This is a genomic window from Chitinophaga sp. CC14, from assembly GCF_048957795.1.
GTDB lineage: Bacteria > Bacteroidota > Bacteroidia > Chitinophagales > Chitinophagaceae > Chitinophaga > Chitinophaga ginsengisegetis.
The window spans coordinates 461,163-482,750 of the sequence record NZ_JARBFY010000006.1 but is presented as its reverse complement, the minus strand read 5'-3'; the positions used below and the strand labels follow the sequence as shown (position 1 = coordinate 482,750).

21 protein-coding genes are annotated in these 21,588 nt (G+C 46.4%); 18 read left to right on the top strand and 3 right to left on the bottom strand.

From position 1 onward, the window contains the following. Nucleotides 1-146: 146 nt before the first annotated feature. From PV783_RS32420 to PV783_RS32410, 3 genes are all read left to right on the top strand, one after another. A complete protein-coding gene (locus PV783_RS32420; protein ID WP_420990902.1) occupies nucleotides 147-746 on the top strand; it encodes an FMN-dependent NADH-azoreductase in 600 nt (199 codons plus the stop codon). 356 nt (nucleotides 747-1,102) lie between these two features. After that, nucleotides 1,103-1,792, top strand: coding sequence for a carboxymuconolactone decarboxylase family protein (locus PV783_RS32415; protein WP_420991158.1), 690 nt, complete (start codon nucleotides 1,103-1,105; stop codon nucleotides 1,790-1,792). A 17-nt stretch (nucleotides 1,793-1,809) separates the two neighbouring features. Then, on the top strand, nucleotides 1,810-2,232 hold the full coding sequence (locus PV783_RS32410) for a putative quinol monooxygenase (protein ID WP_420990901.1): 423 nt from the start codon (nucleotides 1,810-1,812) through the stop codon (nucleotides 2,230-2,232). Between the two features lie 60 nt (nucleotides 2,233-2,292). Here the strand turns inward: PV783_RS32410 and PV783_RS32405 are convergent, their stop codons facing one another. After that, nucleotides 2,293-3,015, bottom strand: coding sequence for an SDR family oxidoreductase (locus PV783_RS32405; protein WP_420990900.1), 723 nt, complete (start codon nucleotides 3,013-3,015; stop codon nucleotides 2,293-2,295). A 328-nt stretch (nucleotides 3,016-3,343) separates the two neighbouring features. On the opposite strand from PV783_RS32405, the gene PV783_RS32400 reads away from it, so the two are divergent. Continuing rightward, on the top strand, nucleotides 3,344-4,243 hold the full coding sequence (locus tag PV783_RS32400) for a helix-turn-helix domain-containing protein (RefSeq protein WP_420990899.1): 900 nt from the start codon (nucleotides 3,344-3,346) through the stop codon (nucleotides 4,241-4,243). Between the two features lie 82 nt (nucleotides 4,244-4,325). On the opposite strand, the gene PV783_RS32395 is transcribed toward PV783_RS32400, so the two are convergent. Both PV783_RS32395 and PV783_RS32390 read right to left on the bottom strand, forming a co-directional pair. Beyond that, nucleotides 4,326-5,270 (bottom strand): NAD(P)-dependent alcohol dehydrogenase, encoded by a 945-nt coding sequence (locus PV783_RS32395; protein WP_420990898.1) that lies wholly within the window; start codon nucleotides 5,268-5,270, stop codon nucleotides 4,326-4,328. Nucleotides 5,271-5,439: 169 nt separating this feature from the next. Next, nucleotides 5,440-6,018: a Crp/Fnr family transcriptional regulator gene (locus tag PV783_RS32390; protein ID WP_420990897.1), complete on the bottom strand. Its 579-nt coding sequence runs from the start codon at nucleotides 6,016-6,018 to the stop codon at nucleotides 5,440-5,442. 226 nt (nucleotides 6,019-6,244) lie between these two features. Between PV783_RS32390 and PV783_RS32385 the strand changes: the two genes are divergently transcribed. The 14 genes from PV783_RS32385 to PV783_RS32320 all read left to right on the top strand — a co-directional run bounded on the left by PV783_RS32385 (nucleotide 6,245) and on the right by PV783_RS32320 (nucleotide 21,587). After that, nucleotides 6,245-6,829 carry a hypothetical protein gene (locus tag PV783_RS32385; protein ID WP_420990896.1) on the top strand — a complete coding sequence of 195 codons (585 nt, stop codon included), beginning with the start codon at nucleotides 6,245-6,247 and terminating at the stop codon, nucleotides 6,827-6,829. Nucleotides 6,830-7,284: 455 nt separating this feature from the next. Then, the gene (locus tag PV783_RS32380) at nucleotides 7,285-7,857 is read left to right on the top strand and encodes a DUF4255 domain-containing protein (protein WP_079472176.1); all 573 of its coding nucleotides are present in this window, start codon (nucleotides 7,285-7,287) and stop codon (nucleotides 7,855-7,857) included. Between the two features lie 7 nt (nucleotides 7,858-7,864). Then, nucleotides 7,865-9,196 carry a hypothetical protein gene (locus PV783_RS32375; protein ID WP_420990895.1) on the top strand — a complete coding sequence of 444 codons (1,332 nt, stop codon included), beginning with the start codon at nucleotides 7,865-7,867 and terminating at the stop codon, nucleotides 9,194-9,196. 55 nt (nucleotides 9,197-9,251) lie between these two features. Next, on the top strand, nucleotides 9,252-10,673 hold the full coding sequence (locus PV783_RS32370; protein ID WP_079472174.1) for a phage tail sheath family protein: 1,422 nt from the start codon (nucleotides 9,252-9,254) through the stop codon (nucleotides 10,671-10,673). 36 nt (nucleotides 10,674-10,709) lie between these two features. Beyond that, the gene (locus tag PV783_RS32365; RefSeq protein ID WP_079472173.1) at nucleotides 10,710-11,651 is read left to right on the top strand and encodes a hypothetical protein; all 942 of its coding nucleotides are present in this window, start codon (nucleotides 10,710-10,712) and stop codon (nucleotides 11,649-11,651) included. Between the two features lie 50 nt (nucleotides 11,652-11,701). After that, nucleotides 11,702-12,613 carry a hypothetical protein gene (locus PV783_RS32360; RefSeq protein ID WP_079472172.1) on the top strand — a complete coding sequence of 304 codons (912 nt, stop codon included), beginning with the start codon at nucleotides 11,702-11,704 and terminating at the stop codon, nucleotides 12,611-12,613. 57 nt (nucleotides 12,614-12,670) lie between these two features. Beyond that, nucleotides 12,671-13,138 (top strand): phage tail protein, encoded by a 468-nt coding sequence (locus PV783_RS32355; protein WP_079472171.1) that lies wholly within the window; start codon nucleotides 12,671-12,673, stop codon nucleotides 13,136-13,138. A 1-nt stretch (nucleotide 13,139) separates the two neighbouring features. Then, on the top strand, nucleotides 13,140-13,640 hold the full coding sequence (locus tag PV783_RS32350; RefSeq protein WP_079472170.1) for a phage tail protein: 501 nt from the start codon (nucleotides 13,140-13,142) through the stop codon (nucleotides 13,638-13,640). 3 nt (nucleotides 13,641-13,643) lie between these two features. Continuing rightward, on the top strand, nucleotides 13,644-13,823 hold the full coding sequence (locus PV783_RS32345; protein ID WP_079472169.1) for a DUF5908 family protein: 180 nt from the start codon (nucleotides 13,644-13,646) through the stop codon (nucleotides 13,821-13,823). Further along, entirely contained in the window at nucleotides 13,820-14,515 is a 696-nt protein-coding gene (locus tag PV783_RS32340; protein ID WP_079472168.1) for a hypothetical protein, read from the top strand. The genes PV783_RS32345 and PV783_RS32340 overlap by 4 nt, the downstream gene beginning before the upstream one ends. Then, nucleotides 14,512-16,287, top strand: a complete 1,776-nt coding sequence (vgrG, locus tag PV783_RS32335) for a type VI secretion system tip protein VgrG (RefSeq protein ID WP_420990894.1) — start codon at nucleotides 14,512-14,514, stop codon at nucleotides 16,285-16,287. Before PV783_RS32340 ends, vgrG begins: the two co-directional genes overlap by 4 nt. Before the next feature lie 53 nt (nucleotides 16,288-16,340). After that, nucleotides 16,341-16,631 (top strand): PAAR domain-containing protein, encoded by a 291-nt coding sequence (locus tag PV783_RS32330; protein ID WP_079472166.1) that lies wholly within the window; start codon nucleotides 16,341-16,343, stop codon nucleotides 16,629-16,631. 12 nt (nucleotides 16,632-16,643) lie between these two features. After that, nucleotides 16,644-17,072, top strand: coding sequence for a GPW/gp25 family protein (locus tag PV783_RS32325; RefSeq protein ID WP_079472165.1), 429 nt, complete (start codon nucleotides 16,644-16,646; stop codon nucleotides 17,070-17,072). A 42-nt stretch (nucleotides 17,073-17,114) separates the two neighbouring features. Next, nucleotides 17,115-21,587, top strand: a complete 4,473-nt coding sequence (locus PV783_RS32320; protein WP_420990893.1) for a hypothetical protein — start codon at nucleotides 17,115-17,117, stop codon at nucleotides 21,585-21,587. Nucleotide 21,588: the final 1 nt, after the last annotated feature.

The following is a 21,588-nucleotide window of genomic DNA, read 5'->3' as shown; positions in this document are numbered from 1 at the left end:
GGCGCCGTTAGCTTTATCTTCCCCGGAAATTCTTGCTGTTGGCGGCTGTGCTAACCCAAAGGTTACTGGTAACCTTTAGCATACTCCGGGTAAAGCGATTACAAAGATGGATAGTTTTGCAGTATCATCATCAGTAAAAAAAAATCATGAAAAAGATACTGGAAATAGTTTCGAGCGCAAGGGGCGCTGCTTCCAACAGCACACAACTGAGCAGCGCCATCATCGAAAAATTAAAGGCACAATACCCCGGCAGCACGGTAACCCAACGGGACCTGGTAAAGAAAAAATATCCGCACCTGGAAGAGTCGCATCTCACGGCTTTTTTTGCTCCTCCGGAAAACGAAAGCGAAGCCTATAAAACGGCTATACAACATTCTGATGAAGCCATCGCGGAGCTGGAAGCTGCGGACATTATTGTGATTGGTGTACCTGTCTATAATTTTCACATCCCGTCTGCGCTGAAAGCATGGATTGATCACGTGGTGCGCGCCGGTAAAACATTCAGTTACGGCAGTGGTCGTCCCGAAGGACTATTAAAAAATAAAAAGGTATACCTGGCCATTGCATCCGGCGGTGTTTATTCTGAAGGACCGATGAAGGCAATGGACTTTGCAGAACCTTATCTGAAATGGATCTTTGGATTTATTGGAGTACACGACGTTACCACCTTCCGTGTGGAAGGGGTGAGTTCGCCGGAGTTGCGCGAAACTGCTCTGCAGAAAGGAATGGAGAGTATAGTTGTCTGAAGATAATTATAAATAAAAATGCGGCCGGCAGTTATTCCATCTGCCGGTCTTTTTTTTGTGAAAAACGGATAGCTGGTAACGGCTATGTACCTGTTTTGGTTTGATTGAAGTAAATTTATTTAAAATTCGCAGTATGCTGTTTAAGCAGGAACACCTGGATGGAATCAGTTCGGGAAAAGTATCGCTGGCTTTTCCGTAAATGGAAGAAACCTGCGGTGAATAAAGGCAGCCTGATCAATACCGGTATAATATCACAATCAGGAATAATGATAAGTATTACAGGAGTCTGTATAACCACAGGCTAATATTTCCTCCCGAGCTTTGTATTGCTAAACTAAAGCGGCTGAAACTTTGGAATACTTCTGATAACAATTACAGGTCTTACTATGAATGCACAGCAAAACCACGAATTAAATCCACACCACAAGCATATCTTATTGATTGCCGCCTTTACTGCAACCGGTAATATGCCACGATTGAAGAATGCCCTGAATGCAGGCCTTGATGCAGGATTGACCATCAGTCAGATCAGGGAAGAATTGGTACAGTTATATGCCTACTGTGGTTTTCCGCGTAGCCTTAATGGCATTACCATGTTTATGTCAGTACTGGAGGAACGGAAATCCGAGGGTATTCAGGCCACGGAAGGACAGTCACCGGTTACAGTCACCGGTACAAATGAAAACAAATATGAGATGGGCAGGAAAATGCTGGAAACCTTAACAGGCAGGCCGGTGAGTGGTCAGCTCACCGGGGCCAATGCTTTTGCGCCCGGTATTGATGCTTTTTTGAAAGAGCACCTGTTTGCCGACATCTTCGGACGGGGCGTACTAACTTATCAGGAGCGGGAATTGGCAACGATCGCGGTACTGGCGAGCCTACCCGGACTGGAAGCGCAGTTACAGGCACATTTAGGCATGGGTATGAATGTAGGGCTTACGGAAGGACAACTGGAACAAGCTTTTGGCTTACTGGAAAGCAACATTGGGAAACAGCAGGCAGATGCTGCCCGTACAGTACTGACTAAGCTCAAAGTCACTCAATAAAAATTAACACTGCACCTATGAAAATCAGCAATCATGTTTACAGAAAGACAGTTCAGGCATCGGTAAGGATACTTGGTTGTTGCGGGATGTTACTTCTTTCTGTCCAATATGCTCAGGCACAAACAGATAAGCGGATGATCCGTCTTGCCAAAATTGAAGTTGATCCGGCACAACTCAAGGATTATAACGCAGCGCTAAAAGAACAGATGAAAACCGCTGTCCGGTTGGAACCTGGCGTATTGACCTATTACGCCGTCGCCGACAAAAAAGCCCCCTGGAGAATAACTATCCTGGAAATCTACGCGGACAGCGCAGCCTATCAAAAACATATTGTAACCCCCCACTTTAAAAAGTACAAGACTACCGTGCAAAACATGGTAAAAAAACTGGAACTGACAGATGTTAACCTCATCGGAAGTGCAAAGCAGCCAGAATTATAATAAGTCTGCTGGGTAAAGGTTTTCTGACCGGCAAGATCGGGCATGCCGGTTGAATTAACCTTATGGGTTCATTCTTTTGAACATTCCCTGTATTTCAGTTGGTGTTGCTTTCGATAGCATCTCGCTATATCCAAAAGTTAATTCATTTTTGCCTTCTTCCAGTTGTTGAAATATTGCCTTAATAAAATCATCTACGGAAGGGTGCTCGCTGTGCAACCCTTTACCACCCAGATCGGTGTTGAGGGCAGGTGGGATCAATTCAATGATCTCTATATTTCTTGATTTCAGCAAATGCCTCAGTGAAATGGTAAAGGAGTGGAAAAAAGATTTTGTGGCGCAATAAACGGGAACTTTTGTAAGCGGCACAAATGCCAATCCGGAAGTTACATTTATGACAGTGTCCAATGATTTGAGTTCGACGAAGAGTGAAGTCAAATGTAACGGAGCCAAAACATTTATCTGAATTTCACTTTTTGCTTTATCATAAAAACTCTTATCTGAAATATCCATCCAGTTTTGAATACCTGCATTGTTTACCAATACGTTCAAGTCACTATGATGTTCAGTAATCCAGTGATAAAGCTCCGTACGCCCGGATTCCTCCGATAAGTCGCAAACCTTTGTGATTACTGCCGGGAATTTGTCAGACACTTCTTTCAGCGCTTCTTTCCTTCTTCCACAAATAATAACCTGGTTATTTTCCTGAATAAATCTTTCAGTCAATCCCAGACCGATGCCGGTAGCTCCACCGGTGATTAAAATTTTGTTGTTTGATAATTTCATTGGTTTGTTTATATTAATATTCCTAAAAGAATTTTATTTTACTTAATAGGTCTTTCACAGATGCAGTAAATGATTTACCTGTATTGAAGGGTAAAGTTCCTGATACTTTCGGTCAAGACTGTTATACGGATTCCTGTTTTTCTAGCCATTATTCCGAAGTATTTTTTAGAAAGTCCCTTACCAATTCTTATCACTTCACCCAATACTATATTTTTGCATCGGGTTGTTATACAGAATCCTGTTTCTCTTACCATTATATCTGTTCAGGCGTACTTCTGCAGGGATTTTTGAATTACTTAATCTAATTTTACTTCAAATAAACGAAATCATGGGTAAACCTCTCAGAATTGAAAGTGTGGCTCAGGTCAATAACGACCGGGGGCAAAAGACCCTGCATCCTTTGGTAAGCGTTCTTGATCAATCGCTGTCGACGCCTGTAAGAGAAGCACGTTATATTACCGATGTATACATGATCTTTTTAAAGGATGAGAAATGCGGGGAGTTAAAATATGGCCGTAATCATTATGATTACGAAGAGGGAACACTTCTTTTTATTGCACCCGGACAGGTATTCGGATTTGAAGAAAGCGAAAACATGATACAGCCATCAGGATGGGCATTAGTCTTTCATCCCGATTTAATCCGTGGCACCCACCTGGGCAAATGCATTAACGAATACAGTTTTTTCTCTTACAGTGCCAATGAAGCACTTCATGTGTCGGATGCAGAGAGGGGAATTGTGTTGGAGTGTTTTAACAAGATACGATATGAATTAGCTCACACTATTGATAAGCACAGCAGGACTTTAATCGTAAGTAACATCGAAATGTTCCTGAATTATTGCGTTCGGTTCTATGACCGGCAGTTTCTCACAAGAGAACATATTCATAAAGATGTATTGACCGGATTTGAGGGATTACTAAACGATTACTTCCAATCGGAAAAGCTGCAAACCCTGGGATTGCCTTCCGTTTCGTATTGTGCAGCACAGCTTAATCTATCTTCCAAATATTTCGGAGATCTGGTAAAGAAAGAAACCGGAAAATCAGCGCTGGAGTACATACAGCTAAAACTGATTGATGCCGCGAAAGAACAGATACTTGATATAAGCAAATCGGTAAGCGAGGTTGCTTATAAGCTTGGCTTTAAGTATCCCTCACATTTTACCCGTTTCTTTAAACAGCATGTCGGGCATTCACCCAATGAATACCGGAATTCATTGAGTTGACTGGTAGACGCAAGATGCCCCAGGACTTTGTTTCCCGAGGCCCGGGCATGTCAAAAGAAATTTAACAAGTAAACAAATATTTTTAAGATAAGATATTAAAAACGACTTTACCTAAAGCTCCCTCTTTGATGATAGTTTTATAAGCTTCCTTATAATCTGACATAGGGTAGGTCTTGCTAATGTGGATATCGATACCTTTTAATGCATCACTTGCTAATCGATTCAAACTTTCTGTATCTGATTTCATTAATAGAATTTTATACTTCTTTCCTGATACAATATTATTTGAAAATGAGTGCACAAAATTCCATAGCGAAGGAATGACGGTAATATAAGTTGATTCCGGCTTCATCAACTTTTTAACTTTCCTGAAAGGTAATTTTGCAGAGAGTTCAATGATAACATCAAACTGCTTTCTTAAATTCGTCACCTCTTCTTTGTTGTAATCAATCACATAATCACTACCCCATTTTTTTAACAGATGATGTCCTTTTGCGCTTGACACAGCCGTAACAATCGCTCCCTGGCTTTTAGCAATCTGTATAGCAAACATACCTACTCCGGCAGATGCGCCATTTATCAAAATTTCCTTCCCTTTGATGCTGTTAACGTTTTTAGTGAGCATTTGTAAAGCTGATTGACCGGCCGTTGGTATTGCAGCAGCGTGCTCAAATGACAGATTCGCTGGCTTCCTGGCAATTTCTTTTTCATTCACCAGGATGTATTCTCCAAGAACACCCTCTTTAAAAGGATTTATTACGCCAAATACGTCGTCTCCTGCTTTAAATTTTTGGATGTCCTGGCCTATACTTTCTATTGTGCCGGAGAAGTCGCAGCCAACAGATTTTGGGAATTTCTTACCTGACACCAGTTTTACTTCACCCATTAAAATCTTCCAGTCAAGAGGATTAATAGAAACTGCCTTTACTTTAATCAAAATTTGCTCCTTATCAGGAATTGGCTTATTTACTTCTACAGCATGTAAATCGTCGACACTACCGTATTTGTCATAGACTATTCTCTTCATAGATTCAGTATTTTTATTAGTAATTTATTATTCAAAAAGATGATCAGATCACCATGGATTATAACGACCTGCTTACAAAGCGCAGGAACATTGATAACATTGAGATGATCGTTTCCCGCTGTAAAATTACCGGAACTGTAATTGAATGCTGTTGACTTGAATCAACAAATCATAGGTGGGCAACTCTTTTTCTAACCCTGCTAAGCGTTTCTTTCCGCATACCAAGGAAGTTTGCAATATAGTGTTGTGGAACACGCAACAATAGGGAGGATCTTTCATTAAGAATTTCCAGGTATAACACTTCAGGAGATGCTGATTTAATGCGGTTGAAATTTTCCATTACAGCTGCATTTTGAGAAAAACTGTTCTGAATAGTGTAGTGCTGAATCCAGGGCGTCTTTGCAGCATTACACATATCATCGCCTGTTATACACAATAACTCGCAATCTTCAAGTGCCTGTAGGTTCATGTCCGTCGGCTTTTGCGTAATCATACTTTCGACCTGGCCAACCCATGTATTTTCCTCATAAAATTGGAAAATTTGCTCATTGCCCTGGGTATCGACGAAATATTCACGCAAGCAACCTTTTAAAATAAACGACCAATACCTGGGAACTTTACCCGCTATATAATGGAACTCACCTTTTTTTAAATGAACCGGTTTAAGGAGATTAAAAAAGCGCTCAAACTCATCTCTGGATATTTGGACATAAGAGCAGATATGAGTATAAAGTATATCACTGTTCATTTTAATCAAGGTTTTTAAAGCACTTCGTGTATCAAATTTGAAATGGGATAATTCGCTTCAAATTTTACTCGAATCTACAATAAGTATTTTCGCGGGGACTTATTACTCGCCTTAGTCAGGAATAATGGTAAATGAAACAGGAATAAGTATAAGTGTTGCCCAGGAAATCACCTCCACCTTTAAATGTTTTGGTTTGATTGAAGTAAATTTATTTAAAATTCGCAGCATGCTGTTTAAGCAGGAACACCTGGAAGGAATCAGTTCGGGAAAAGTATCGCTGGCTTTCCGCAAATGGAAGAAACCTGCGGTGAATAAAGGCAGCCTGATCAATACCAGTATTGGTGTGGTGGCTGTTACCGATATCACGGAATACCGTATCAATCAACTTTCGGAAGCGGATGCGATGGCTGCCGGTTATAAAAATCTGGCGGCGCTGTGTGCAACGCTCAACAAAATACCTGAGGGCATCCTGTATAAAATCCGTGTGCATTATCACTCAGCAGATCCGCGGATCAAACTACGCGAACAAACTTCCCTGACAACAGATGCCATCACCACACTTACTGCGAAACTGGCGCGCCTGGATCAGTATAGTACACAGGGCAGTTGGACCGCCGCCGTACTGGAAGCAATCCGCAAACATCCCTATCTGAAAGCCGCAGCGCTGGCAGAATTGCTTGGAAAGGAAAAAGACTGGCTGAAGGGGAATATCCGGAAACTAAAGAACCTCGGACTCACTATCAGTCAAACGGAAGGCTATACCTTATCACCCCTGGGAGAGGAGTATCTGCAGGCGGCTAAAAAACGATAACCGGTTTTCAATCGTCCGCATATAAATACCGGAAATTTTTAAGGCAATAATTTATGTTATGTAAAAATTACGTACTTATACGTAGGATATGGTAGATAGGAATCATAACTTAACTGAAATAAAAGTGCAGGGATTGTTTGCCTGTAATGCTTAATGGTGGCTTATTTATAAGTAATAGTAAATGTAGTTTACCAGCAATCCGGGTGCGTATTTTCCGCAGGATGATTTTTAAAAGAGAATAATTTCAGGAGATGTAATGAAGATGCTTACTGGTATTGTGTTCTGTGATGTGTTGCCGCAAAATACAGTTGCGCGAAAATTACATCTTAAAAAAATATTTATTTCCGAATTAAAAAATGTTCTTTAACTTAGTTAACAAGAACGTTTTGAAAGACATAGAAGAGACAGGTAATTGAAACCCCAAATTTACTGAACCCCAAACCCCTTCGTCATTCGTGATAAGTAATGCGCTTACATTGATACGTGATCATTTGCAGGCATTCTTTGCACTCAGAGGATTCCCTGCCAATAGTGTGATCGTTGAAAACATTGGTTTGCTGGAAACAACGCATGCCAATAACTTCAATGGTAACGTTATTATCTCCCTTGTAAATGTGGAAGAGGAGAGTACGCTTAAAAACAGCAAGGCATATACCACCTGGCCGGATAACCGCGCCCGGTACCAGCATCCGCCGGTATACCTCAACCTGTACGTACTATTCACTGCCGTGCTTTTTGGAGATGCCACACACGATTACTATGAAGAAGCCCTGCACCGGCTGTCGGCTGTGATCAGTTTTTTCCAGGCACAGAAAACCTTTAAGAATGCCGATGGCTCGCTGGACCTCACCCTGGAATTGTACACACTTACATTTGAACAGATTAACCACCTGTGGGCATCACTCGGCGGACGCCAGGTCCCTTTTGTGATGTATAAGGTACGACTCGTTGCTATCACGGAAAACGCTGTACTCAGAGTAGTACCGCTGATAGAGGAAATCGAAGACACACAACACCCTACTTCTTAAAGTTTTTATGTCTGTTATTTACAAGATATTGTTTGAAGTGCAGTTGCTGCACGAATACTATCTGCAAAACAGTAAAGGGATTTCCTTTTTTGAGCAGACCACCGATCAGCAACGTGCAGATTTCCTGATGGAAAAGCTGCGGCAGGACCAGTACCGGCTACTCCGCGACTGGGACATTCAGCCGCTGCCAGCCACCGCTGTGCTGATGAAAAACTATCACCTCCGGTTACTGCCCACTGCTACAGGTTTCAAAGGAGCCATAGAAGTAAAGAAGGTAATGCAGGGTACCACACTCGCATACACACCCTTTGTGCAGATCCCCCCGGATACGGCCTTCCGGTTTGCAATTGTACCGCGGAATGCAGGCGCACTGGCCTTTACCAGCATGCGGATGCGCCGCGCACTACCGGCGCAGTACTATTTCTCCAACGACAACACCGATAACACAAAAACATTTCCATCGCTTTCCGTTCCGGTGCCCGTAAATGATAACACCCGGCAATACGAACAGGGAGAACTGGCTAAAGTAGGCGCCGATGTATCGGAGTACCTCAACAAACCCGGTACACCCGCCAACGATCCTTCGCAGTGGCGCAAGATCAAAGGCAACGGATTTGTTCATGAAGGCGACCGGTTGTTACTGCCTTTCTCTTTCCAGTATTTTTTTCCGCCCACCGCATCGGTGACCGCCGGAGCTGCTGTGCTGGAAAGCATTTCAGGCAATGCGTCTTTACAACAATCTTTTACGTCCACCAGTATTTTATCACAGGTAAAACTGGATTTCTCCGGGCCGCTGCCGGATAAAACCCTGCCCGGTGACGGCTGGTATAACCTCAAAGTAACCGGCGACAATAACTTCACGGCGCAACACCTGGTGTATGTAAGTCGTAGTGAAATGTACAGGGCAGGCAACATCGGAGTAGTGGACCTCCGCGTAAATACAGCCGGTGGCGATTTTGCCATGCTGGATGCCGATGGTACCCTCAAAACAAAACTGCAACAGAACGGTACAAAAATCCTGCACACGATTTATGAATTGCGCTTCAGAAGCAGGAATTCCTACTGGCGCTATTCACCCCAACACGGGCAAACGCTGGTGTTCAGTAACCACGCCAACACACTGCTCTCCGTAGCAGACGGCAATGGGGCTCGCACCACCAAAGAGCCCTGGCCGTTTTCCTTTAATAACCGGTTGTTCCCCGTTACAGAAAACAATATCACTAACTACGAACAACTGTTACCAAATCCACGTGGACTTTCCATTACCAGTGATGCCGATCAGCGGCTGTACGCGGATGTGGTAGTGCTGCTCTCAAAAATATTTCCGCAAGGGCCTTAAGTTCAGCGTATGATCTATTCAAACAACAATTAAAAACAGTTAAAACCCCAAACATATGGCAGAATATAAAACTCCCGGCGTCTACATCGAGGAGATCGTAAAATTTCCCCCCTCCATAGCCTCTGTTGAAACAGCTATTCCGGCTTTCATCGGCTATACGGAATCTGCTCAGAACAAAGTGCCAGGCGATCTGGTGATGATTCCCACCCGTATCACTTCTATGCTCGACTACAACCGCATCTTCGGCGGCCCGCAGCAGGAAGAAGAAAGCATTACGGTGAACATCGACAGCTCCCAGCCACAGGCAGTGATCAAAGCAGTGATAGATCCGTTAAAAGCATCCAAATACCTGATGGCATACCAGCTGCAGATGTTTTTCAACAACGGCGGTGGTCCATGCTACATCGTTTCTACAGGAGATTACAGCACCGGTGGCGTGATTTCACTTACTACGCTCACCGACGGACTGAATGCCGTGGAAAAGATTGATGAGGTAACGCTTCTCCTTTTCCCCGATGCCATCAACCTCACGGATGCAGCTTCTTATTACACGCTGCATAAGTCAGCACTGGATCAGTGCAGCCTGCTGAAAGACCGTTTTACCGTTTTTGATATATGGATGGACCCCGCTATTGGTCCCGCTGAAAGCATCATCGATCATAACGTTACCCTGTTCAGGGATGCCGGTTTTGGTGAGATAGAAACCAAAAAGTACGGCGCCGTTTATTTTCCACGGGTAAACACCCAGCTGGCTTATGCCTACGACGAAGCAACCGTACAGGTGGTACAAACCGGCGGCGATGGCTCTCTTAACGGTACGCTTGCGGCATTGAAGGGTATTAACAACGCGTTTTACTACCAGGCATTAAATGCTATTACACAGATAAGAATGCTGTTGCCTTCTTCTGCTGCAGTAGTGGGCAAATATGCTGAAACAGATAACAGCCGCGGTGTATGGAAGGCACCTGCCAACATCGGCATTGATTACGCCGTAAGCCCTGAAGTGATTGTCACCAAACGTGAACAGGACGACCTCAACGTGGATGTACGCGATGGTAAATCCGTTAATGTGATCCGGTTCTTCCCCGGCCGTGGTCCGGCTATCATCTGGGGCGCCCGCACACTGGCAGGTAACGACAACGAGTGGCGTTACATCTCCGTTCGCCGCTTCTTCAACATGGTAGAAGAATCTGTGAAGAATGCCACCCAGCAGTTTGTGTTTGAACCAAACGACCTGAATACCTGGGTACGCGTGAAATCTATGATAGAAAACTACCTCACACAGCAATGGAAGGCCGGCGCATTAATGGGCACTACCACCAGGGAAGCCTATTTTGTAAAGGTTGGACTTGGCGAAACCATGACGGAGCTGGATGTATGGGAAGGACGTATGATTGTGGAGATAGGAATGGCAGTGGTACGCCCTGCAGAATTCATCATCCTGCGCTTCAGCCACAAAATGCTGCAGGAATCTTAATCCTTTTACATTCAGACCAAATAAACTGAATACTGTATGAACGCAATGAACCCCACCCAATCATCGGCCAGCAATGGCTGCGGTGACTCCACCAATAAAACGCAGCAATACATCGATAACAACAAACGCGGAATCTGCAGCGCCTTCTCAGATTCGCTGAATGTATTGCGTATGCGCGAAGGCGAGTACAAAGGCTACAAACCGGTGTACAAATACAAACAGTGTTTCTTTATCAAAGCAGAAGAAACCTGGCGCTTTTACCGCTCCATCGACCTGTGTGCTACCTTGCCTGCACAAAAAGATGCGGACCTGATAAAAGATAAACTGAGCAAAGCAAACGACGTGAACAAAGCCGTGGCAGCCGCTCTCGCCATTGTTGCCAAAAACATCCAGGACGCCAAACAGAAGTTTGCCCTGCTTAGTGAAGCAGCCCATAAGCTGAACAACAAAGCAGAAGACAACTGCAACAAAGCACAACGCGCCGCACTGGGTAAACTGAAAGCCGGCAGCAAAGATTTCAAAACCTGCTTTGATAACATCGTAGATGGCTCACAGGAAATGTACGCCTCCGAAGGCGGTTGCGGCGACGGTGAAACCGTTAGCATCAACAAGCTGCACTGCGCCATCGGCGACGTTTCCGGCATACAGTCGTTTACCAGCCTGGAAAATGTGATCGCCCTGCATAAAGATCTCGCAGACGCTATTAAAATTTTCCGGGATGATGTATTGCAGAATATCAAAACCGGAGAGGACGATCAGAAGAAAACCTACGGCGAACTGGGCGATGCCAAGATCCAGAAGGTAACGATCCGCGAAACACTCTGGTCTGCCAGAACCCAGACACAGGGAATCGACGATATCCGCGAATTCCTTTGCACACTGCCCTGCGGCGATTTACCCACTATCAAATCCATCTGCGAACAGGCACAGGGTAATTATTGCAACAGCAACGGCAATGGCGGACACTGTGATGACTGATTCCCATCCGGCAGAAAATAAATATTCCTGATCACAAAAAAATATTCACCATGAATTGCGATAAAGTGTATGAACCCTTTATAGAAAGTGAAGACTCCTGCTGCGCCACTATTCCAGGCAGCAATGAGACGGAGTGCGGCTGTGTGGACGACTGGAAAAAAGAACTGAAAGCAAAAGGCAGCCTGTATCAGCAGAAAGCAGCCGAAGCAGCCAAGAAAAAAGAAGAGCTGGCCCGCGCACTCGACTGGCGCAATAAAGTAAAGCTCTACTTCGATAACGTACAGAAAAGCGCCGAGAAAGCAGATGCCATCACCAGCAAAGTAAAAGTAGTGCTGGACATCCTGGAAAAACTCTGTAAAAGCACCGGCTTCTCTGTAACAGCTATTGAAATCCTCTTCTGCATGACCAAAGAGTTATATACAAAAGTGGATGAAGTAGCGGCCTGCTACAATAATATTTCCAAAGCCATCGACTGCTCAAACGACCAGGTGCTGAAGAAGGGCGGTATCACAGATGCCTGGGTGGATTATGGCAAAAAACTCCAGGACGTGATCACTATCGGCAATGATATCTTCAATAATATCGTAATTGCCCTGAAAGCTGCTACCATCCTGGATGAAACCATCTGCGAGAAGGACTACGGCATTAAGTCAGCGATTGCCGGTATCGGTTGCATCTTTAATCCAACCGGCAACGGCAATAATGGTAATGGCGGTATCAAATCCGGGGAAGATGACATGGAAATATGCTGCACCGATAAACTGGTATGCCCTGTATTCCCGCTCAAAAATGATCATTACTATACGCTTACTGAAAAGCACCTCACCAATGCGGATACCCGGCTGGCGGCCATTAAACCGGAATACGATAAAGTAAGCCAGGAAGCAAACCGCCTGCAGGCATGTACGGATAGTCTTACCAAAGCTATCAAACAGGCCCAGGACGCCAAAGCTTGTAAATAACGGCGCCTGACTATTAAGCATTGTTCAAATTTTTATCATCTTTTTAAATTTAAAGATATGCCCGCAAAAGGAACATACCCGTTACCCAAATTTCATTTCCTGGTAGAATGGGGGAAAGACGTACGCCTGGGATTCACAGAAGTTTCCGGCCTCGACTTTGAAACAGAAGTGATCGAATACCGGGAAGGTAACAGCAAGAAATATAATAAAAGCAAACAGCCGGGGCTGACCAAATACGCCAACATCACGTTGAAACGTGGCATATTTGAAGGCGACTACGACTTCTACAAAGCCTGGCGCGAAACATACTACTTCCAGGAAGGCAACAAAGCCGGTAGCAAATACCGCCGCGATGTAACCATCAAGCTGCTCAATGAAAGTCATGAGCCGGTGATCACCTGGAAAGTACTGAACGCATGGCCTTCCAAAATAACCTCCACTGATCTGAAAGCCGACGCCAATGAAGTAGCCATTGAAACAATGGAACTGGTGCACGAAGGGCTGGAGATCATGAACGTAGATTAACATGGCACAAGCAGTGATAAAGCCCGATAACTTCTGGCAAACGGTAGGCTTCCATTTCTCTGTCACTTTTTTTGGATTACCCAAAAACAGCGGTGGCAAAGATTCCGGATCGGATCTCGATATCCGCTTTCAGAGCGTTACCGGTCTGGAAGCCAGCATCGGTGTTGAACAGGTGAAGGAAGGCGGGGAGAACAGGTTTGAGCACAACATTCCCGTGCGGCGTACTTACTCGCCGCTGGTACTGAAAAGGGGATTGCTCCGGCCGGCTGATTCTTCTTTGTCATCCTGGTGCCGAAGGGCGCTGGAAGACCAGCAGATCAAGCCTTTGCAGCTGGTAAAGGTGGCGCTGCTGGATGAGGACCATAACATCCTCATGTACTGGAACCTCGCCTGGGTATGGCCCCGCAGCTGGAAGCTGGCGGAGTTACACGCAGAACGCAGCGAAGTGCTGATAGAAACACTGGAACTGAACTATAACCGGTTTGAATTTAAAAACAGCTGAGTCATGCCCATAGAAATCCGTGAACTGATCATCAAAGCCGAAGTGGCGCCGGATAACGCCTCCGGCGGATCGGCAGGCAGCAGCACAACAGCCGCCGCCGATGGCAGCCATGCAACAGAAGCCATGATCGCGTTGTGCGTGGAAAAAGTATTACAGGCACTGAAAGAAAAAAATGAACGATGACAGACGCAAAAGTGGAAAAGATCTACATCCTCACGTATTCTGACAGGTTGCAGCAGCAACTGGATAAGAACCACAAATTTACCATCCCGGTAAATGCGGAAACTTATACCCGGTCGCTGAAAGTAGACTATGACATCCGCCGTGAGCCAGGCAGCCAGAAAACAGAAGCACGTTTTATTTCTACCATCCCGGAAGAGCTGAAGCTCGACTTTGTACTGGACGGTACCAACACCATAGAAGGATACGGTTATCCCGGTATGGATGTACAGGCGCAGGTAAAGCTGCTGCTGGATACCGTGTACTACATGGATGGGGAAACACATCGGCCACGTTTTCTGAAAGTGTTCTGGGGCAAGCAGATCGCATTCCCCTGCGTAATGTCCAACCTGGACCTGAACTATGTGTTGTTTAATGCAGACGGAAGCCCGCTCCGGGTAAAGGTCAGCGCTACCTTTCTCAACTACCGCGCAAGGGAAGCCAATGAAAGGGAGCAAAGCAAAGCATCGCCTGACCTTACACACCACCGCGTTTTTAAACAGGGCGACCGGCTGGATCTTTTCAGTTTCAAGATCTACCAGGAACCTAAATACATGTTACAGGTAGCCCGGCAAAATAACCTTACCTCTTTCAAAAGAGTACCGGTTGGTAAAGAGATCTATTTCCCTCCATTCGATAAAAGCGAAGTATCATGAACGAAACAGGAATACCCAATACTTCTGCACATGATGTAGCGAGTTACAACATCCTGTTGAACGGTACCGAGCCGTTGAATCCTGTGTACGAGGTGCTGTCGCTCACGCTTACACAGGTGGTGAATAAAATCCCGGTGGCAAAGATCGTGTTACGCGACGGCGCTGCCGCCGACCAGAATTTCGCTATCAGCAATACCAGCGATCTCCTGCCCGGTACCAAACTCACCATCAAAATCGGACGCGATGGCTCCAACAAAGTATTATTCAAAGGCGTAATCGTTCACCAGGGCATCAAATTCCGCCAGGATGGCAACCCGGTGCTCACGGTGGAATGCCGCGATGAAACTGTGAAAATGGCCATCGGCAGGCATAGCAGGTACTATGAAAAAGTAAAGGACAGCGAAGTGATTGAACAGCTCATCAGGGGCTATAGTGGTTTAAGTGCAGATGTGGAAGCAACAACCGTGCAGCACAAAGAACTGGTACAACACCATAGCACCGACTGGGACTTCCTCCTGCTTCGTGCAGAAGCCAACGGCAAACTGGTGATCGCCGACCAGGGAAAGGTAAAGGTAAAGAAACCGGATACCACAGCATCGGCGGTATTACAGCTTACCTACGGCGCTTCCTTGCTGGAACTGGAAGCAGAAATGGATGCCCGCTATCAATGGAGCTCCGTACATGCCAGCGCCTGGGATTACACCGGTCAGCAGCTATACGAAGCAGAAACCTCTTCCGCTGATTATACGGAGCAGGGCAATGTTTCCGGCAGCACATTAGCCGGTGTAATCGGTTTGCAACACTATGAACTGGCGCACAGCGGCCGCCGTGCAGCAGAAGAGTTGCAGCAGCTCACCAATGCCGCTATGCTCAAAAGCAGGCTGGCAAAGATCCGCGGCAGGGCAAAGTTCCTCGGCTTCTCCGGCGTAGCGCCCGGCGATATGGTTACCCTCCAGGGCATCGGCAACCGGTATAACGGCAACGCTTTTGTAACCGGTGTGCGGCATGAAGTAGCACATGGCAGCTGGGATACACATATCCAGTTCGGACTGGAACCCGACTGGCTCGCTGAAGCCTATAAGGATATTTCAGATATTCCCGCAGCAGGATTGCTGCCCGCTATTCACGGTTTACAGATCGGCAAGGTGGTGCAGCTGCAAAATGATCCCGATGGCGAACACCGCATCCTGGTAAAGATCCCGGTGATAGATAACGCGGCGCGTGGCATCTGGGTGAGGGTAGCCAGCCTGGATGCAGGGAATAACCGCGGCGCTTTTTTCCGCCCGGAAATTGATGATGAAGTGATTGTGGGTTTTATCAACGATGATCCCCGGGATGCCGTTGTGCTGGGAATGCTCAACAGCAGCGCAAAGCCGGCCCCCATCAATGCGCAGGACGCCAATGATGAAAAAGGATTTGTAACAAGAAGCGGCATGCGTATTCACTTCAACGACAATACGAAAACAATCACCATAGATACCCCCGCAGGAAACAGTATTACGATCGATGAAGCTTCTACCAGCATTAAACTGAAAGACCAGAACAGCAACACGGTAACGATGGATACTTCCGGTATCAAGCTGGAAAGCCCTATGAACGTGGAGTTGAAAGCAGGCGTAAACCTGGTGCTGTCGGCCGGTGCGGCCTTGTCGATAGGCGGCGCCAGTATCTCGGCAGCAGCAGATGGCGCAGTAGAGCTGAAAGGAGCGATCGCAAAATTATCTTCACAGGGTATCACTGAAATAACAGGTTCTTTAGTAAAAATAAACTAGCCGGCAAACCCCAAAAAGAACAACGATTGCCGGTCACTTAAATTGTTAATCTCATGCCTCCTGCAGCACGCATCAGCGACTTTCACACCTGCCCCCTGTTTTCAGGACCGGTACCTCATGTAGGCGGTCCGGTGGTAGGCCCAGGCGTACCCACGGTGATGATTGCCGGTATCCCGGCAGCCGTAACCGGTGATATCTGCACCTGCGTAGGTCCGCCGGATGCTATCGTGAAAGGATCTGCCACCGTGATGATAGGAGGGCGGCCCGCCGCAAGAATGGGCGACCTCACGGCACACGGCGGCGTAATTGTGATGGGAGCCCCTACAGTAATTATTGGCGGTTAAAAAATATCAGACATGTTACAAAATGATCCCCGTTCATTCCTCGGCACCGGCTGGAAATTCCCGCCAACATTTGATCTGCAAAGCGGAGCAGTGGAACTGGTGAGTAATGAAGCCGATATCAAAGAAAGCCTGGACATCCTGCTGTCGACCAGTTTGGGAGAAAGAGTGATGCAACCCCGTTACGGATGCGATCTGCAGGACTATATTTTTGAACCGCTCAACGCCGCCATGATCGGCTTCCTGCGCGACCTGGTGGAAAATGCCATCCTCTTCTATGAACCGCGTATCAAAGTGGAAGAAGTAGGCGTGGTAGCGATGGATAGCCCCGACCTGATAGAAGGAAGGTTTACTATCTCTATCGACTATACGATTGCCAGTACTAATTCAAGGTACAATTATGTGTATGATTTCTATTTGCTGGAAGCAGCGCAAAAACCCTGACCGGCGCCTCCGCCACAGGGTCATCAATTAATCAGTTAAATCATGATCGTACATCCTTTTCAATATGAACCAGGCATCAGTCAGCGTAACCGGCTACTACCGGCCCTGGATGCTGCCTCCGCACCGATAGACGGGAGAAAGCTCGCGGACCTGCTCCATTACTTCGTACAAATGGCGCCGCAGATCAATTATTACCAATACAAAGATGCCTACCTGATCAACGACTGGCAGCCTTTCTTCCGGAACAGCCTCCCTTTTCTGCTGGCACAACTGGCTAAAACAAATACCAGCCAGCTGAAAGATAATTTTGAAGGATATGTAAACCAGGTATATGAACGCCCCACAAAAGATACGCTTCAACTCCTGATCAATTTTTTATATGATGATGTAATTGTTCCTATTGCACAGTGGCAGCTGGATTTTCATGGTACAGGACTGCCAATGGAACGTAGTATAGAAGCCATTATACAACAAAAACTCCGTACCCCGCTGTCGCGGTTCATCCAGTTCACCAACGGCGCTGTGAAATGGTTCTGCGTTCGTCCCATCGATCTTTCTCAAATAAAAAATGAAGACATCTGGGGTATTGATCCGCTATTCGCTTATCTCGAATGGAACGAAAGTTTTCATTACGCCGCCACCTCCCGCGAAAAAGCATTGCTGCTGTTGCAGGCTTACCAGTCCATCTTTCAGCCATTCATGGATGCTATTGCCGCTATCGCCGCACTGGCGCCGGATAGCATCGGAGAAAGTTTGCAACCACTGAATGAAGCCTATAAAAAGAATCATACACCACACCTGGGTCTGCTCTTTGCATTCCTGTACCTCTTCACACATGTACAGCAACAACTGAACGGATTCACACAAAAACATCTTGATTTCTTCTTTCAACAGGTATTAAAACTGGTACCCAAACCGCTCACGCCGGATAAGGCGCACGTGGTGTTTGAGGTACAGCAACCCTTTCAGCAATACCTGCTCCCGAAAGGAACTGCCCTCCGCGATGGAAAGGATAAACTGAAAACAGATGTGCTCTTCCGGCTTGATGATGAAATAGTAGTAGACAATGCTGCCATCTCCAGTTTACTTACCCTGTATGTAAACCCGGTAACAGCATTCAAAAGAACATTGACGGACGGAGGCCAGCTTTGTTATAAAAGGAATTTTATCGAAGGATTGTATATCGCCACCAAAGCCAATATGGCGGATGGGGTAGACAAACCCTTCCAGGAAAATATGCCGAAGAACTGGTTTACCGCTGGTTCCCGCTACAGTAAATTTATTGCACCCGGCAAAGTACAACCGGTGCAGCATCCTTATGCCCGCCTCGGATTTATGCTGGCTTCGCCGGTATTACTCCTGCAGGAAGGCACCCGTAAAATCACGGTGGATATTGAGTGCATCCTTTCTGAAAACTGCGACGATAATGTGTTGCTGCAGGACAGCGATTACTTCGATGCACTGAAAATTATCCTCAAAAATAAATACACCTACCTGTCGGACGACCTGATTGCAAAGGCGGAAGAAATGGGCGTGGACGCCGCCACCATCACCGTATTGCGGGATGCGCTTACGGATGTAAGATATGCTTCAGATGGTACACATGCGGTGTTAACGGACAACGGCGTAACGCCTGACCCACCGTTAACGAACATCAACGCATTGCCGGTAGCAGTAAAAGAATTGTTTAAACCCCGCAGCGTGTTGCAGCTGTTTTTCAGCGGTGCGGAAGAGTGGATTGCTCCGCCAAAGCTGGCAGACATCTCCATTATTACACAACCCGGGGGGTATAAATTAACGCTGAAAGTAGAGCTGCCACCGGAAGTACCCGCGGTTACTTTTTATGATAAGAAAGCGCTCAGTGGCAACTATAACACCACCTTGCCCGTGCTGCGTGTGGAAGTGGACCAGCAGGTGAAATTAAGTCTGGATGATATCCTGGTTGAAAAAGTGGGGGGCGATTGCGGCCAGTGTAAACTGGAACGCCAGCCAAAGAACACAGTAACCGCTATTGCGCTGTATCACTTCCTGCGCGACTTCCGCATAAAGAATGTGTCTATCAAAGTAGATGTTTGTGGTGTGAAAAATGTGATTGTGCAAAATGATGAAACGGTGCAGGATGTTAACTCGCCTGTTTATCCCTTTGGTACCCGGCCAGCGCTCATTGATTTTGAAATACTGAAAGGTAAAAAGGAATTTTCCACCACTGCTAAAGGCCCCAGTTTCTACATTGGCTCTACAGAAATTTTCGGCAAGAAATGGGACAAGGTATATGTGAACATGAACTGGAAAGATAAACCAGCCAGTTTTGAAGCGTATTATGCAGGCTACGTCCAGGGCGGGTTGGCAGAAACCGACTTCAAGATTAATAAATATGTTTTGCAGGATGGAAAATGGTTTAAAGAGAATGCATCGGCAGAAGAATTGTTCACCAAAAATGAGGATGTACCCTGTGATCCGCAGAAGATATACGATTACTCCATCGCTTTTGATCAGCCAACGGCAATAGATTTCAAGGATCAGTTCAGTCTTACCAGCGACAAGGTAACCCGGTACAATGCGGATACCCGTAATTACTTCGCTAAGATAACCCTCACCCGGCAGGACTTTATGCATAAAGATTATGCATTTGTACTGGCCCGCCAGATGACCGCCTTTAACCGCCTGCTGGATGATCCGAAAGATCCGAAAAACAGGATCGATACCGCTGCTTACTACAATTCAGTAGGCTCCCCGGTAGTGTTCAACCTGAAAGAACTGAAGCAACTGGTACAGGATACTTATGCAGATGCTTTAAATCTCAATAAATATATTCAGGGGCCGAGTGGTCTCGATGGCAGGATTCCATCTGATAGCATGTCGCCTCCCTGGGCCTGGACGCCCACACCTGCGGAAGCATTAACCATCCGCTATATTTCCAGGGGCCCCAATCCACCGGACTTCCCCTTACGTGGCGGCTTCTTCCAGGGATTTGAAGGGCTCACCGAACTGGCAAAAGATATCAAAGAAAAGCTGGAAGACATCCAGGTATCCGTGGTAGACACCAACACACTGTCTGCCATCATCCCCAATGAACCCTGGACACCGGTGATCAGCCAGATTTCCATTGACTACAGCGCTACCGCTATCCGGGAAGATGTGCAGTTGCTGCACCTGTATCCTTTTGAAAATACTTTTAAGGAAGAAGTACTGGATCTTGAACCCTCGCTGTTACCGGTATTTTGCGACGAAGGTACTTTGTTTGTAGGGCTTGATCGTTTGCAGCCATACGGCAACCTGAATCTCTTATTTCAGCTGGCAGAAGCTACGGCTGATTCTGAATCGGAAAAAGCGGAAGTGGAATGGTTTTACCTGTGCAGCAATGTCTGGAAGCCGCTTCGCAAAGGATTCGAGGTGCTTAATGATGATACCGACGGGTTAACCCGCTCCGGCATTATCAAAATAGCCGTACCCGGCGATATTAATATAGTCAACACCGTTATGCCCGCCGGTACGTACTGGCTGAAAGCCGCTATCCCCGAAAACGTAGCGGCCGTGTGTGAAACCATCGGCGTGCATACACAGGCCGCACTGGCTACTTTCACGGTGCTGCCTGAAAATGACCCGATGCGCCTGGGCGAAGTATTAAAGGCCGGCAGCATCTCCAAACTGGCAGAAGCAGATGCGCATATCAAAACCGTTACACAACTTTATGATGGCTTCAACGGACGGTTGCCGGAAGCGGCAGGACATTTTTATGTGCGCGTCAGCGAACAGCTGCGCCATAAAGGCCGTGCTATCCAGTCGTTTGATTATGAAAGACTGGTACTTGAAGAATTTCCGCAGCTGTATAAAGTGAAATGCGTGAACCATACGCTGGGGCTTGGCGCCAAAGTGTACCAGCAAGACCTGGTAGCTGCCGGCGGATATGTAGTAGTAGCCGTAATCCCCGATTTGCGCCAGCTTGCTGCCGGCAACCTGATGGAACCCAAAGCGCCGTTAAGCCTGCTGGAAAAAATACACACCTTCCTCAAACAACGTTCATCTCCTTTTGTGCGGTTGAAGGTCACCAATCCAAGATATGAAAGAGTGATGGTTGACATCTCCATTCAATTGTATAAAGGGAAAGATGAAAAATATTATACCGAAAAACTGAAAACAGACCTGCAGGAATTTTTCGCCCCCTGGGCGATAGGAAAACTGGATAAACTGTCGTTCGGACAAATCGTGCACCAGGCGGACGTTGTGAGGTTTGTGGAGCAACTGGATTATGTGGACTACGTAGAGTGCCTCACCATGCAGCATGAGCTGGAAACAGCGCCATCGCAGCACATGGAGCCGCATACACCGCGTTCTATCCTCGTAAGTGGCAACATCACCGTAAGCACGCAGAAGAATGCCGTGGTTTGCCCGGATGTGGTAACACGCATACCTGAGCGGGAAACAGACTGTAATATTCCGGAACCCCTGATACCGCCATGTAACAATACACGGCCGGAATCGCCTGAAGAGCCGCAGGGCCCTATCATCAATTAAC

Excerpts from the sequence above, each read along its gene's own strand:
- PV783_RS32340 (WP_079472168.1), top strand. The coding sequence starts at position 13,820 with ATGACAGACGCAAAAGTGGAAAAGATCTACATCCTCACGTATTCTGAC.
- PV783_RS32420 (WP_420990902.1), top strand. The coding sequence starts at position 147 with ATGAAAAAGATACTGGAAATAGTTTCGAGCGCAAGGGGCGCTGCTTCC.
- PV783_RS32405 (WP_420990900.1), bottom strand. The coding sequence starts at position 3,015 with ATGAAATTATCAAACAACAAAATTTTAATCACCGGTGGAGCTACCGGC.
- PV783_RS32330 (WP_079472166.1), top strand. The coding sequence starts at position 16,341 with ATGCCTCCTGCAGCACGCATCAGCGACTTTCACACCTGCCCCCTGTTT.
- vgrG (WP_420990894.1), top strand. The coding sequence starts at position 14,512 with ATGAACGAAACAGGAATACCCAATACTTCTGCACATGATGTAGCGAGT.
- PV783_RS32390 (WP_420990897.1), bottom strand. The coding sequence starts at position 6,018 with ATGAACAGTGATATACTTTATACTCATATCTGCTCTTATGTCCAAATA.
- PV783_RS32370 (WP_079472174.1), top strand. The coding sequence starts at position 9,252 with ATGGCAGAATATAAAACTCCCGGCGTCTACATCGAGGAGATCGTAAAA.
- PV783_RS32365 (WP_079472173.1), top strand. The coding sequence starts at position 10,710 with ATGAACGCAATGAACCCCACCCAATCATCGGCCAGCAATGGCTGCGGT.
- PV783_RS32360 (WP_079472172.1), top strand. The coding sequence starts at position 11,702 with ATGAATTGCGATAAAGTGTATGAACCCTTTATAGAAAGTGAAGACTCC.
- PV783_RS32355 (WP_079472171.1), top strand. The coding sequence starts at position 12,671 with ATGCCCGCAAAAGGAACATACCCGTTACCCAAATTTCATTTCCTGGTA.
- PV783_RS32325 (WP_079472165.1), top strand. The coding sequence starts at position 16,644 with ATGTTACAAAATGATCCCCGTTCATTCCTCGGCACCGGCTGGAAATTC.
- PV783_RS32350 (WP_079472170.1), top strand. The coding sequence starts at position 13,140 with ATGGCACAAGCAGTGATAAAGCCCGATAACTTCTGGCAAACGGTAGGC.
- PV783_RS32345 (WP_079472169.1), top strand. The coding sequence starts at position 13,644 with ATGCCCATAGAAATCCGTGAACTGATCATCAAAGCCGAAGTGGCGCCG.
- PV783_RS32385 (WP_420990896.1), top strand. The coding sequence starts at position 6,245 with ATGCTGTTTAAGCAGGAACACCTGGAAGGAATCAGTTCGGGAAAAGTA.
- PV783_RS32375 (WP_420990895.1), top strand. The coding sequence starts at position 7,865 with ATGTCTGTTATTTACAAGATATTGTTTGAAGTGCAGTTGCTGCACGAA.
- PV783_RS32410 (WP_420990901.1), top strand. The coding sequence starts at position 1,810 with ATGAAAATCAGCAATCATGTTTACAGAAAGACAGTTCAGGCATCGGTA.
- PV783_RS32395 (WP_420990898.1), bottom strand. The coding sequence starts at position 5,270 with ATGAAGAGAATAGTCTATGACAAATACGGTAGTGTCGACGATTTACAT.
- PV783_RS32320 (WP_420990893.1), top strand. The coding sequence starts at position 17,115 with ATGATCGTACATCCTTTTCAATATGAACCAGGCATCAGTCAGCGTAAC.
- PV783_RS32400 (WP_420990899.1), top strand. The coding sequence starts at position 3,344 with ATGGGTAAACCTCTCAGAATTGAAAGTGTGGCTCAGGTCAATAACGAC.